The sequence below is a fragment of the Duganella qianjiadongensis genome (assembly GCF_009857915.1).
Lineage (GTDB): Bacteria > Pseudomonadota > Gammaproteobacteria > Burkholderiales > Burkholderiaceae_D > Rugamonas > Rugamonas qianjiadongensis.
In genome coordinates, this window is the sequence record NZ_WWCM01000001.1 from 419,176 (window position 1) to 431,705 (window position 12,530).

At 61.7% G+C, this 12,530-nt stretch carries 10 protein-coding genes; 6 read left to right on the top strand and 4 right to left on the bottom strand.

All coding sequences use genetic code 11. The features are described from left to right. Nucleotides 1–67 precede the first annotated feature (67 nt). Nucleotides 68–487: a thioredoxin family protein gene (locus GTP27_RS01925; RefSeq protein ID WP_161037481.1), complete on the top strand. Its 420-nt coding sequence runs from the start codon at nt 68–70 to the stop codon at nt 485–487. Between the two features lie 7 nt (nt 488–494). Here the strand turns inward: GTP27_RS01925 and GTP27_RS01930 are convergent, their stop codons facing one another. Both GTP27_RS01930 and GTP27_RS01935 read right to left on the bottom strand, forming a co-directional pair. Then, nucleotides 495–2,792, bottom strand: a complete 2,298-nt coding sequence (locus tag GTP27_RS01930) for a xanthine dehydrogenase family protein molybdopterin-binding subunit (protein ID WP_161037482.1) — start codon at nt 2,790–2,792, stop codon at nt 495–497. Between the two features lie 19 nt (nt 2,793–2,811). Further along, a complete protein-coding gene (locus GTP27_RS01935; protein WP_161037483.1) occupies nt 2,812–5,928 on the bottom strand; it encodes a bifunctional diguanylate cyclase/phosphodiesterase in 3,117 nt (1,038 codons plus the stop codon). A gap of 170 nt (nt 5,929–6,098) precedes the next feature. On the opposite strand from GTP27_RS01935, the gene GTP27_RS01940 reads away from it, so the two are divergent. Next, a complete protein-coding gene (locus tag GTP27_RS01940) occupies nt 6,099–6,608 on the top strand; it encodes a DUF1993 domain-containing protein (protein ID WP_161037484.1) in 510 nt (169 codons plus the stop codon). A gap of 80 nt (nt 6,609–6,688) precedes the next feature. Here the strand turns inward: GTP27_RS01940 and GTP27_RS01945 are convergent, their stop codons facing one another. Both GTP27_RS01945 and GTP27_RS01950 read right to left on the bottom strand, forming a co-directional pair. After that, nucleotides 6,689–6,877, bottom strand: a complete 189-nt coding sequence (locus GTP27_RS01945) for a DUF1289 domain-containing protein (RefSeq protein WP_161037485.1) — start codon at nt 6,875–6,877, stop codon at nt 6,689–6,691. After that, nucleotides 6,870–7,433 (bottom strand): DUF1415 domain-containing protein, encoded by a 564-nt coding sequence (locus GTP27_RS01950; RefSeq protein WP_161037486.1) that lies wholly within the window; start codon nt 7,431–7,433, stop codon nt 6,870–6,872. Before GTP27_RS01950 ends, GTP27_RS01945 begins: the two co-directional genes overlap by 8 nt. Nucleotides 7,434–7,658: 225 nt before the next feature. On the opposite strand from GTP27_RS01950, the gene GTP27_RS01955 reads away from it, so the two are divergent. The 4 genes from GTP27_RS01955 (at nt 7,659) to GTP27_RS01970 (ending at nt 12,510) form a co-directional block, all read left to right on the top strand. After that, a complete protein-coding gene (locus GTP27_RS01955) occupies nt 7,659–9,041 on the top strand; it encodes a transglycosylase SLT domain-containing protein (RefSeq protein ID WP_161037487.1) in 1,383 nt (460 codons plus the stop codon). Between the two features lie 236 nt (nt 9,042–9,277). Beyond that, on the top strand, nt 9,278–10,069 hold the full coding sequence (gene fabI / locus GTP27_RS01960; protein ID WP_161037488.1) for an enoyl-ACP reductase FabI: 792 nt from the start codon (nt 9,278–9,280) through the stop codon (nt 10,067–10,069). 369 nt (nt 10,070–10,438) lie between these two features. Next, nucleotides 10,439–11,830, top strand: coding sequence for a DEAD/DEAH box helicase (locus tag GTP27_RS01965; protein WP_161037489.1), 1,392 nt, complete (start codon nt 10,439–10,441; stop codon nt 11,828–11,830). 140 nt (nt 11,831–11,970) lie between these two features. Continuing rightward, on the top strand, nt 11,971–12,510 hold the full coding sequence (locus GTP27_RS01970) for an RNA polymerase sigma factor (protein ID WP_161037490.1): 540 nt from the start codon (nt 11,971–11,973) through the stop codon (nt 12,508–12,510). Nucleotides 12,511–12,530: the final 20 nt, after the last annotated feature.

A 12,530-nucleotide genomic window follows, 5' to 3' on the forward strand; every position in this document is an offset into this window, starting at 1 on the left:
CTGAGCGGCTGGCAGCACACCCGCCCCGCTTCTGACTCCGAATCCGACTTTGAATCCGACTCTGGCCATGCCTGTATTAACCCTGAACGCCGACAACCGCAAGGAACTGGCCGCCGCCATCGCAGACGAGCGCTGGGTAGTTGCCTGCCTGTGCGCCGCCTGGTGCGGCACCTGCGGCAGCTACCGCGCCACCTTCGAAGAACTGGCCAGCCGCCATCCGGACAAGCTGTTTGTCTGGATCGATATCGAAGATCACGCCGACGTGGTGGGCGATCTTGACGTCGAAAACTTCCCTACGCTGCTGATCCAGCATGAAAATCTGGTGGCCTTCTTCGGCACCACCCTGCCCGATGCGGGCGTGGCGCACCGCCTGATCACGGCGCAGACCGAGCTCAGTGCAGCGCAACTGGCGGCACAGGCCGACAGCAGCGAGGAAAGGCGCGACTGGCAGCACGACTGCAATCTGCGCACCCTGCTGGGCGCCTGAGCGCCCCTTACAGCGCGAGTGGCAGGCTGCGCAAGCGCTTGCCGCTCAGTTTGAACACGGCATTCGCTACCGCCGGAGCAATCGGCGGCGTGGCCGGTTCGCCCATGCCTTCCGGATGTTCGGCACTCGGCATGATCAGCGTTTCCACCTCGGGCGCCTGCGCCATGCGCAGCACCGGATAGTCATGGAAATTACTCTGCTCTACCTTGCCGTCCTTGAAGGTGATGGCGCCGTACAGCGCAGCCGATAAGCCGAACAGCACCGCCGACTCGGCCTGCTGGGCAATGATGTTGGGATTGACGGCAATGCCGCAATCGATCGCGCACACCACCTTGTAGACGCGGATCTGGCCGTCTTCTATGGCCACCTCGGCCACCTGCGCCACGATGCTGCCAAACGACTGGTGCAGCGCCACGCCATGCGCGCGCCCCGCCGGCGCTGTGCCGGCGCGCGCCACGGCAGCATCGAGCACGGCCAGATGGCGCGGGTGCTGTTGCAGCAGCTTGCGGCGGAAGGCCACGCCATCCTGCCCGGCCGCATGGGCCAGCTCATCGATAAAACTCTCTTTGAAGAAAGCGTTATGCGAATGTCCGACCGAGCGCCAGTAGCCCAGCGGCACGGCACTGTCGACGATCACATGACTGATGCGCTGATGGGGGAATTCGTACTGCATATCGAACTCGCCTTCAGCGGTCGTCTTATCCGGCCCGCCTGCCGGCAGTCCCAGATTGCGCTGGAAGAACTGATGCGACACCGAGCCGCTGGCCGATTTGCACACATAGCCCAGCACATTACCCTGTCCATCGAGCGCAGCCTGAAAGCGCGACAGCGCCGCCGGACGATAGACATCGTGGCTGGTGTCGTCCTCGCGGCTCCAGATCAGCTGCACCGGCAGGCCGCCGGCCTGCTTGGCCACGGCCACCGCCTGCGACACCATGTCCACCTCCAGCCGCCGGCCAAAGCCGCCGCCCAGCAAGGTCACCACCAGTTCCACCTGATCCTCGGCAACGCCAGCGGCCCTGGCTGCCGCCTGCACGGCAAAGCCGGGCGACTGGGTCGGCACCCAAAGCCTGACCTTGCCATCCTTGACTTGCGCGGTGCAGTTAATCGGTTCCATCGCCGCATGGGCGAGGAAGGGCGCACGGTATTCGGCGTGCACGGCTTTTACGCCGGCCGCCACGCCAGCCTGGCGGAGGGCCGCTTCCGCATCACCCATATCGTAATAGGCATGGCCGGCTTGCCTATCCAGCTGGGCCGCCATGTCGGCGTAAATGGCCGCGCTATCCAGACTGGCGCCCTGGCCTTCGTTCCACTGGATAGGCAGGGCCAGCGCAGCCTGTCTGGCCTGCCAGTAGCTGCGCGCCAGCACCGCCACGCCTGCGCCGGCGCCCGTGCGCTCGGGCAATGCAGCAGAAAAATCCACCACCTGCAGCACGCCCGGCATTTTCAGCACAGCCGCCTGTTCGACTTTCGCCACGCTGGCACCCAGCACCGGCGCCATGCGCACGGCGGCATACACCATGCCCTCCGGCCGCACATCGATGCCGAACACGGCACTGCCATTGACTTTGGCCGCGCTATCGCGGCGCGGCTGGGCGCGGCCTATCAGTTTGAAGTCGCGCGGTGCTTTCAGCACCACCTCGCCCGGCGTTGCCGCCACCGCGGCATGGGCCAGCGCGCCATACGCCAGTTTGCGGCCATCGGCATGCAGCACAAAACCCTGCTCGGTACGGCAATCGGCCACGCGGGCCTGCCACTGGGTTGCCGCGGCCGAGAGCAGCATGGCGCGCGCCGTGGCACCTGCCTCGCGCATGGGCAGCCAGCCATCCTTGACGCTGGACGAACCGCCAGTGATGATCAGCCCCAGTTCGCGCGCCACCTTACCCACCATCCAGCTGGCCACGGCCTTCAGGCGGCCTGCGTCATCGGGGTGAAACGGCAGGCCGTCCTTGAGCATGGCGATATTGCCGTAGATTTTATCGATAGGTGCCTGCACCAGCCGGATCGCTTCCAGCGGCACATCGAGTTCCTCCGCCACCAGCATGGGCAGCGCAGTGTGTATGCCCTGCCCCATTTCGCTGCGCGGCATGGCCAGCGTCACCGTGCCGTCGGCAGCCAGCGCAATCCAGCCATTCAAAGCCACCGCGTCGCCGCTCAGCGGCAAGGGGTGGCTGGCATGCAGGCGCTGGCGCGGCGGCATCACGCCCCAGCCCACTACCAGCGCACCTAGTGCCGCCGCAGCGCCGAAAATGAAACGCCGGCGCGCAGGCCGGTCGGCCTGCGGCAGCTGTTGTTCTTCCTGCATGAGGGAGTCTCCCGTTTTTCTATTTTTGCCAGTTCGTCAGCATAACATCAGCTGCCAGCGGTTTGCTGTACAGGTAGCCCTGCGCCAGATGGCAGCCGTGGCGTACCAGGAACTCGGCCTGCTGCACCGTCTCCACCCCTTCCGCGATGACGGACAGGTTCATGCTCTTGCCCAGCTGGATAATCGCAATGGCGATGGCCTCGTCGTTGACATCGGTGGAGATGTCTTTGATGAAGGAACGGTCGATCTTCAGCGTCTGCACCGGCAGTTGCTTGAGGTAGGCCAGCGACGAATAGCCGGTGCCGAAATCGTCGATCGCCAGCCCCACGCCGATGGCGTGCAGGTCGTTGATGAAGACCATGGCATCGTCGGTGTTCATGATCACCGATTCCGTCACTTCCAGCTGCAGCCGGGCCGGTTCCAGTCCCGTTTCATGCAGGGTGTCGGCCACCATGTTGACGATGCTGCCCCGCTCGAACTGCTTGACCGACAGGTTGACGGCGATCTTGGGCACCACCAGCCCCGCCTCCTGCCAGCGCACCATCTGGCGGCAGGCTTCGCGCAGCACCCACTGGCCCAGCTGGTTGATAAAGCCGGTATCTTCGGCCAGCGGAATAAAGCGGACAGGCGGCACCAGCCCCAGTTCCGGATGGTTCCAGCGCACCAGTGCTTCCACCCCGACCAGCTCGCCCGTGACGATATCGACCTGCGGCTGGTAGTTGAGGAAAATCTCGTCCTTCTCGATGGAACGGCGCAGGAAAGTCTCCAGCCGCAGGCGCTCCACCCCTTCCCCCGTCATCGACGGCGTGTAGAAGCTGTAGCCATTGCGGCCGCGTGCCTTGGCCTGATACATCGCCACGTCGGCATTGCGGATCAGCATATTCAGATCGGTAGCATCGTCCGGGAACAGGCTGATACCCACGCTGCAGGTGACAAACAGTTCATGCCCGGCCACCACAAACGGCTGCTCGAACATCTGCACCAGCTTTTCCGCCACCTGACTGGCGCCGTACTGGTTGTCGATATCTTCCAGCAGCACGATGAACTCGTCGCCGCCCAGGCGGGCCAGCGTATCGCCTTCGCGCAGACGTCCCTGCAGTGCCTTGGAAACCTGCTGGAGCAGCTCGTCGCCGATGTGGTGACCCAGCGTATCGTTGACGTACTTGAAGCGGTCCAGATCGATGAACAGCAGCGCCAGCTGCTCCTTGTCGCGCGTGGCCCGCTGCAAGGCGTGCTGCAGGCGGTCGTGGAACAGCAGGCGGTTGGGTAGCGCCGTGAGCGGATCGTGGTGCGCCAGATGGTCGAGCTTTTCCTGCGATTCCTTGGCCTTGGTGATATCGCTGAACACACCCACGTAATGGGTGGTGACGCCCTCGCTATCGCGCACGGCATTCACCGTCAGGTGCTCCAGATACAGTTCGCCGCTCTTGCGGCGGTTCCAGATTTCACCGCGCCAGAAGCCCTGCGTGATCTGCTCCCGCCACATGCTTTCATAGAAGGCCTCGTCATGCCGCCCCGAGCGGGTCAGGGTATGATCCTTGCCCAGCGCTTCGGCCTCGCTGTAGCCGGTAATCTGGGTAAAAGCGGGATTCACCGCCACGATCACGCCTTGCGCGTCCAGCACCACCACGCCGTCGGCAATGTGCTCGATGACGGTGGCCGACAGGCGCAGCTTCTCTTCCGACTCCTTGCGCTCGCTGATGTCGGCAAACACCCAGATGCTGCCTTCCTCGGCGTGCTGTTTATCCAGCGCACAGCCGCTGACCTGACACCACAGCAGGCTGCCATCCTTGCGCCGGTAGTGGCGCTCTTCGCTGAAATACTCGCCCTGCGACAGCGCACGGTACTGGCGTATGCCGCTGGCTTCGAAATCGAAGCGGTCGGCAAACAGAATCGCTGTGGAAGCCCCCGTCAGCGCACCGGGCTCGTAGCCGAATAGCTGTTCGCAGCGGCGGTTGACGGAAACGATCTGGCGGCGCCGCACAAACATCACGCCAAACATCACATTATCAAGAATCGCGCTCTGTTCGGCCAGCAGCGCGGCGATGCGCACTTCGTTGGACTTGCGCTGGCTGACATCGGAAATGATGCCGTCCACCCACGGCGCCGGATCATCTTCATGGGTTTGCGGCTGGCCGTTTTCCAGCACCCAGCGTTCCGTCCCGCGCGCGTCGACGATGCGGTATTCCACTTCATAGGGCTGGCGCGAGGCGATCGCATCGGCCACCGCACGGCGCTGGCGGCGCCGGTCTTCCGGCACGATCAGATTGGTCCACTCCTGGGTCGTGCCACGCATGAACTGCGCCGCCGGATAGCCGGAAATTTCCTCGATGGCTTCCGAGACGAAATCGATGGCGCCATCGGGACGGCAGCGGAATACGGCACCGGGCACCTGCGTCACGATGGTGCGGAAGCGCTCCTCGCGCTGGCCGATATCGTCGAACAGGCGGCGGATCGCCACCCGCATCTGATCGAGCTGGCTGGCCAGCAGGCCCAGTTCGTCGCTGCCGCTCAAATCCAGCCGGGTATCGAAGTCGCCATGCGACAGGCGGTTGGAGAAGCGCATCAGCTTGCGCAAGGGCTTCATCAGACGGGCGTTCAGGAACAGCACGATCAGCAGCGCCGAAATCAGCACCTGACCGGCCAGCACCAGAATATAGGACGTGCGCTTTTCCGCCAGTTCCTGCTGGCTGCGCGCGTCATCCATCTCCAGCGTAATATGGCCGATGCGCTCGCCGCGCATCACCACTTCGCGCTCGGCGCGCAGCACATGGCCCGTCAGCTTGCGCTGCGACTGCACTTTCATGAACTGGATATCGGCCTGCCCCACCACCTGCACCTGCAGCACGGCGGGGTCGCGCATGACGGAATCGACCAGCGAATGGGCCGATTCGGTATTCATATTCCACAGCGATTCCTGCATGCCCAGCGCCAGAATGTCGGCATTGCGCTGCAGCGACTCCTGCAAGGCCAGCCGGGCCGCTTCCTGCTCGCGCACCCCCACCAGCACATAGCTGCCCACCATGGCGGGAACGGCCAGACCGCCCAGCACCACGAGCAGCAGCGCGCCATAAATGGAGCGCCCGTAGAGGAAACCCAGCCGCGCACGCAGGCTTACGTACACTCGGCTAAGCATGCGTGGACAGAGGAAAGAGTTGAGACGGCATCATGTGCGGCAGCTATGGATGGCGAAAAATTAACATTACTAAACAGAATTATGCACGGATTCCCTGATAAAAGTTCCCGGTCAAGCAAAAAACTCCATGGCACGCTATGATCGCCACTCACCGATCACGAGGGACTACCATGACTACCTTCTCCATGTACACCGCATCCATACCCGTGTTTAAACAGATACTGGGTGCCCAGCTGGCCTTGCTGGAAAAAGCCGAAGCGCATGTTGCAGAAAAGAAAATTGATCCGCAAGCACTGCTGCAATACCGCCTCTACCCCGACATGCTGAACTTCACCCGCCAGATCCAGATCGCCTGCGACTTCGCCAAAGGCGCCGCCGCCCGCCTCGGCGGCCAGGACGTGCCGTCCTACGACGACAACGAAACCAGCTTTGCCGAACTCAAGGCGCGCATTACGAAAACCCTGCACTTCATCGAAAGCGTACCGCGCAGCGCCATCGAAGGCAGCGAAGGCCGTGCCATCACCACCGGCAGCGGCGAAAAGACCAAGCACTTCATGGGTTCGGTCTATCTCTTCCACTACGCCCTGCCGCACTTCTATTTCCACGCCACCACTGCCTATGACATTCTGCGTCATAACGGCATCGACATCGGCAAAAAAGATTTCATCGGCAATTATTAAGCCCTGCATAGCATCAGGATTCAACAACTGAGCACTTGCTTGCCTACTGGCCGCGCCCTCGCGCCGGCCAGCCGCGCCCCTCAGGTGTTGCGGCGCGGATAACCCTGCGCCAGTATGCGCTGCCACACCGCTTCCTTGGCTTCGGCGCTCATCGCCACCCAATGCGCCACCTCCCACACGCTGCGGCCGCAGCCACGGCAGATTTCATCAAAGGTGGTCGAACACACGGCGACGCAAGGCGTGTCGGGCCGGATTGGCAGATCACTCATCTTTGCCCTGCATCAGCTTATCCCAGCCATCGTGACCCAGCGCACGCATGGTGGCAATGTTTTTCTCGAAAATATCGGCCGCTTCGGGGAAAGCTTGCACCGCGCGGTCTATGCTGTCCTCGCGGATCAGGTGCAGGGTGGGGTAAGGCGAACGGTTGGTATAGTTGTCGATATCGTTCTGGTCGGTATCGGCAAACTGGTAATCGGGATGGAAGCTGGCAATCTGCAGCTCGCCGTCGAGCTGCAACTCTTCCAGCGCCGCATCGGCAATATCCAGAAACTCGTTAAAGTCCGCGAAATCGCCCAGCACCTGCGGGTGCACCAGCAGCGTGGTGTCGATCTTCTCGGGGTTGGCTTCGGCCAGCACCTCCAGCTCTGCCACCAGCTGCTCCAGCAGCTGCTCGGGCGTGGTCGCGTCCGATACCACGTAACGGATCTGTTGTTTCACCTGCACTGCCTTGGCAAACGGGCACAGATTCAGGCCGATCACGGCCTTGTCCACCCAGTGGGCGGTAGCGGCGATGACGGCATCATGGTCGGGGACGGGACGGCTCATTTTTCATTCCTTTGGGACTGCGCAAAAGCAGGATTGTACGCACTCCGGCGCGGAAAGCCTACTTCCCGCATTCTGCCGCCATCTGCAGGCCAACTGTATGGAAATATTCTACAAACTCCCCTGTCATCCCCAAGACATAGTTCTTGACGCGCTCACAGGGTCTCCGTACACTCGGGGTTTATTCATAGTCCGCTCGATGTTTCCAGTCGACAATGTTAGGATACTATGCAAGCACGCTTCCCCCATTCCGCGCTTCTGGCCGCACTCCTCGTACTACTGGCGCCGGCCCGAGCGCACGATGACAACACCGGCTACGCGCCGGCCGGCTCTGCCGCCGCCACCAGTGCTGTCAACAGCATCAGCAGCAACCTCCCCCGCTTCCCCGTCTCCGACCTCAGCTCCCAGAAACCTGCCAAACCGGCCGCCAAAGGTGCCGAGGACGATGCTTTCCGCGAAAAAGACGTGTGGGGCCGTATCCGTAGCGGTTATGCCATACCCGACATCAGCAACGAACTGGTCGGCAAGCATGTGAACTGGTACACCGCCCGTCCCGACTATATTGCCCGCACCACCACGCGCGCATCGCGCTACCTGTTCCACGTGGTAACGGAACTGGAAAAGCGCGGCATGCCGACCGAACTGGCGCTGCTGCCTTTCATCGAATCGGCGTTCAACCCGCAGGCGCTGTCCAGCGCCAATGCGGCCGGCATGTGGCAGTTCGTGCCGGGCACGGGGCGCGATTTCAACCTCAAACAGGATGCCTTCAAGGATGAACGGCGCGGCATACTGGCGTCCACCGATGCCGCGCTGACCTATCTGCAGCGGCTGTACGATATGTTCGGCGACTGGCAGCTGGCGCTGGCCGCCTACAACTGGGGCGAAGGCTCGGTGCAGAAAGCCATCAAACGCAATCAGGCCGCCGGCAAGCCTACCGATTTCGAAAGTCTGGCCGAACTGATGCCGGCCGAAACCCGCAACTATGTGCCGAAACTGCAGGCGGTGAAAAACATCGTGGCCAATCCGGCCCAGTACGGCCTGAATCTGCCCGCCATCGACAATACGCCGTATTTTACGGCCGTGGACAAGACCAGCGACATCGACCTGACCATCGCCGCCCATCTGGCCGAGCTGTCGGTGGATGAATTCAAGGCCTTGAATCCCCAGTTCAAGCGTCCGGTGATTACCGGCGACGAACAGACCAAGATTCTGCTGCCCAAGGAAAACGCCGACAAATTCCACCTGAATCTGGCCCAGTGGGGTAAAAACCTGTCCACCTGGACCACCCACAAGATTACCAGTGCGCGTGAAAGCATCAGCACGCTGGCGTCGCGCTTCCACACCACGCCCGATGTGATCCGCCAGGCTAACAATATTCCGCAGAAAACCGCGCTCAAGGCCGGCTCCACCATCCTCGTGCCGAAACTGTCGACCAGCGCCAGCATCGACATTCCGGCCGAAGTGGAGCGCAATGCCACGGTGGCCTTCGAAGCCGAGCGCGAGCGCAGCAGCAAAAGCGCCAAGAGCAGCAGCAAGAGCGGCTACAAGCACGCCAAGAGCGATAGCAAGTCGGAAAAAAGCAGCAAACACAAGAAACGGCACGACGACTGATGACTGAAGGGTAAAACTGTGGTTTTTACCCCGTTGCACAGCCCATTTAACCGGTTTCACCCTGATATCAGCCAGTTTACACGGCCTCCGGCCTGCTGACCGGGTTGCAGTAGCGTGCTACTCGCCCTACAATCTCGGTCTTGTCCGGCCTCCGGCCTTTCAAACTCAACAACCAAACTGACGTCGCCAGCCCGCCCACTCGGCTAGCCCGGCACGCAGTCGTAATCGGAGTCATTATGGCGTTCCTGCAAGGCAAAAAAATCCTCATCACTGGTTTGCTGTCGAACCGTTCCATCGCTTACGGTATCGCTAAAGCTTGCCACCGCGAAGGCGCCGAACTGGCGTTCACCTACGTGGGCGAACGTTTTAAAGACCGCATCACCGAATTCGCTGCCGAATTCGACAGCAAGCTGGTATTTGACTGCGACGTCACCAGCGACGAACAGATCGCTGCCCTGTTTGCCGATCTGGGCCAGAACTGGAGCCAGCTCGACGGTCTGGTGCACGCCATCGGTTTCGCCCCGCGCGAAGCCATCGCCGGCGAGTTCCTCGATGGCCTGACCCGCGAGAATTTCCACATTGCCCACGATATTTCCGCTTACAGCTTCCCGGCACTGGCCAAAGCCGCCCTGCCGCTGCTGAAAGAAGGTTCCTCGCTGCTGACCCTGTCGTATCTGGGCGCTATCCGTGCCATCCCTTACTACAACACCATGGGTCTGGCCAAAGCTTCGCTGGAAGCTTCGGTACGCTATCTGGCCGAGAATCTGGGCAAGCACGGCATCCGCTCCAACGGTATTTCCGCCGGTCCAATCAAGACGCTGGCCGCTTCCGGCATCAAGGACTTCGGCAAACTGCTGGGCTTCGCGTCCTCGCATGCTCCGCTGCGCCGCAACGTGACCATCGAAGAAGTAGGCAATACCGCCGCCTTCCTGCTGTCCGATCTGGCGTCCGGCATCACCGGCGAAATCACCTATGTCGACGGCGGCTTCTCGCACGTCATGGGCCTGAACGCGGAAGACTACGCCTAAGCCCGTCCATCACGCTGGCCGCCCAGCCGGCCAGCGCTGCACTGCAGGATTTTCTACACAGCGGAGCCAATCTGCTGTATAGTACCGCCCGTACGCTGGCTGCAACAAACGGGCAGTGCCCCTTGTTAGCCAGATAATGTTGTTAGTGATAGCAGCATTAGCATTTAGCAGCATCGCAAGCCTTTAGCGCATCATCCTGATGTCGTTTATAAAGCCCTCCCGCCTTTGGTGTCGCACCTGACACCGTCCCGGCGCAAAGCTTTTGTGCCGAAATTTCATTCGATTTTGATTGAGTCATTTCGTTTTGGCAGGCGTTGCTATTTCGCGTTCGGTTGTTACTCCGAACGCCGTTTTTTACGAAAGAACAGCATGACATTTGAAGCACTTGGTCTCAACACGTCCATTATCAAAGCCCTGACCGACGCCGGCTACACCAAGCCTACGCCGGTGCAAGAGCAAGCGGTACCCGCCGCGATTGCCGGCAAGGACTTGTTAGTTTCCTCGCAAACCGGTTCCGGCAAAACGGCAGCATTCATGCTGCCGTCGCTGCACCGCCTGTCCGCCATCGACCCTGCCGTCGGCGGCAAAACCCACAATCAGGAAATGCAAGCTGCCCGTGCGCGCGGCGAGCGTCCCCGTTTCAAGCCAGCCCAGCCAAAAATGCTGGTACTGACCCCGACCCGCGAACTGGCTTTGCAGGTCACCACCAATACCGATAAATACAGCGTCAACCTGCGCCGCCTGAAAGCCGTCTCGATTCTGGGCGGTATGCCTTACCCGAAACAGATGCAACTGCTGGCCAAGAATCCGGAAATTCTGGTGGCTACCCCGGGCCGTCTGATCGACCACATGGAATCGGGCAAAATCGACTTCTCGCAACTGGAAATTCTGGTGCTGGACGAAGCCGACCGCATGCTGGACATGGGCTTCATCGACGACATCGAAAAAATCGTTGCCGCCACCCCGGCCAGCCGCCAGACCATGCTGTTCTCGGCGACGCTGGACGGCGTGGTAGGCAATATGGCACGCCGCATCACCAAGGACCCGCAGATCATCCAGATCATGACGGCCGCCAACAAGCATGAGAACATCACCCAGCGCGTGCACTTCGTCGACGACCTGTCGCACAAGAACCGCCTGCTGGACCACCTGCTGCGCGATGAAGCGCTGGATCAGGCGGTCGTGTTCACCGCCACCAAACGCGACGCCGACACCATCGCCGACCGTCTGAATATCGCCGGTTTCTCGGCTGCCGCACTGCATGGCGACATGCATCAGGGCGCCCGTAACCGCACGCTGGAAAGCCTGCGCCGCGGCCAGGTGAAGATCCTGATCGCCACCGACGTTGCCGCCCGCGGTATCGACGTGCCGAGCATCACCCACGTGTTCAACTACGACCTGCCGAAGTTCCCGGAAGACTATGTGCACCGCATCGGCCGTACCGGCCGTGCCGGCCGCAACGGTCTGGCCATCTCGCTGGTCAACCACGCCGAAGGCATGAACGTGAAGCGCATCGAGCGCTTCACCAAGCAGCTGATTCCGGTCAACGTGATCGAAGGCTACGAGCCTAAGAAAACCAGTTTCCCGCCACGTTCGACTTCGCGTCCGGGCGGCTGGAAGCCGGGTGACAACCGTGCCGGCGCCAAACCGGGCCAGCGCAGCTTCAGCAAGCCGGGCGCGCCGCGCAAAGAAGGCGGCTACAAGGGCAGCAACCCGCGCAGCAGCGATGGCTCTGCACGCCGCAGCTACGGCGACCGTTAATCGGCCGCCGCACCCGGGCCTGACCGGGTAAAAACACCACAACGCCACCGCCAGTCACACTGCCGGTGGCGTTTTTTCTGTCAGCGTCTACAATATCCGTTCCGCCAGCCCGTCTTCAGGGCATGACTCCCGCGCAAACCATGACAGAACAGGCTATCACCGCCACCGTGCTCAAGGAGCGTTCACGCCTCGGCAACTTCATCCGCCGCCGCGTGGCCGATCCCACCGATGCCGACGACATCCTGCAGGATGTGTTCCATGAGTTCGTGCAGGCCTATCGCCTACCGGAACCGATAGAACAGGTCACTGCGTGGCTGTACCGCGTGGCACGCAACCGCATCATCGACCGCTTCCGCAAGAAGCGCGAAGTAGCCCTGGCCGATCTGGCAGGCAGCGATGATGACGGCGATGAATACCACCTCGACCTGCTGCTCCCCTCGCCCGATGGCGGGCCGGAAGAGGCCTACGCGCGCGCCATGCTGCTGGAAGAACTGCAGGCCGCACTGGACGATCTGCCCGCCGCCCAGCGCGAAGTGTTCGTCGCCCACGAACTCGATGGCGTGAGCTTCAAGGAAATGGCCGAGGCCAGCGGCACCCCGATCAACACTCTGCTGGCACGCAAGCGCTATGCCGTGCAATATCTGCGCGCTCGCCTGCAATACCTGTACCAGCCCGAATAAGTAGCGAACTAGGAGAAACA

Coding starts and splice junctions, on each gene's coding strand:
- GTP27_RS01945 (WP_161037485.1), bottom strand. CDS start 6,877: ATGAGTGATCTGCCAATCCGGCCCGACACGCCTTGCGTCGCCGTGTGT.
- GTP27_RS01950 (WP_161037486.1), bottom strand. CDS start 7,433: ATGAGCCGTCCCGTCCCCGACCATGATGCCGTCATCGCCGCTACCGCC.
- GTP27_RS01925 (WP_161037481.1), top strand. CDS start 68: ATGCCTGTATTAACCCTGAACGCCGACAACCGCAAGGAACTGGCCGCC.
- GTP27_RS01935 (WP_161037483.1), bottom strand. CDS start 5,928: ATGCTTAGCCGAGTGTACGTAAGCCTGCGTGCGCGGCTGGGTTTCCTC.
- fabI (WP_161037488.1), top strand. CDS start 9,278: ATGGCGTTCCTGCAAGGCAAAAAAATCCTCATCACTGGTTTGCTGTCG.
- GTP27_RS01930 (WP_161037482.1), bottom strand. CDS start 2,792: ATGCAGGAAGAACAACAGCTGCCGCAGGCCGACCGGCCTGCGCGCCGG.
- GTP27_RS01940 (WP_161037484.1), top strand. CDS start 6,099: ATGACTACCTTCTCCATGTACACCGCATCCATACCCGTGTTTAAACAG.
- GTP27_RS01970 (WP_161037490.1), top strand. CDS start 11,971: ATGACAGAACAGGCTATCACCGCCACCGTGCTCAAGGAGCGTTCACGC.
- GTP27_RS01965 (WP_161037489.1), top strand. CDS start 10,439: ATGACATTTGAAGCACTTGGTCTCAACACGTCCATTATCAAAGCCCTG.
- GTP27_RS01955 (WP_161037487.1), top strand. CDS start 7,659: ATGCAAGCACGCTTCCCCCATTCCGCGCTTCTGGCCGCACTCCTCGTA.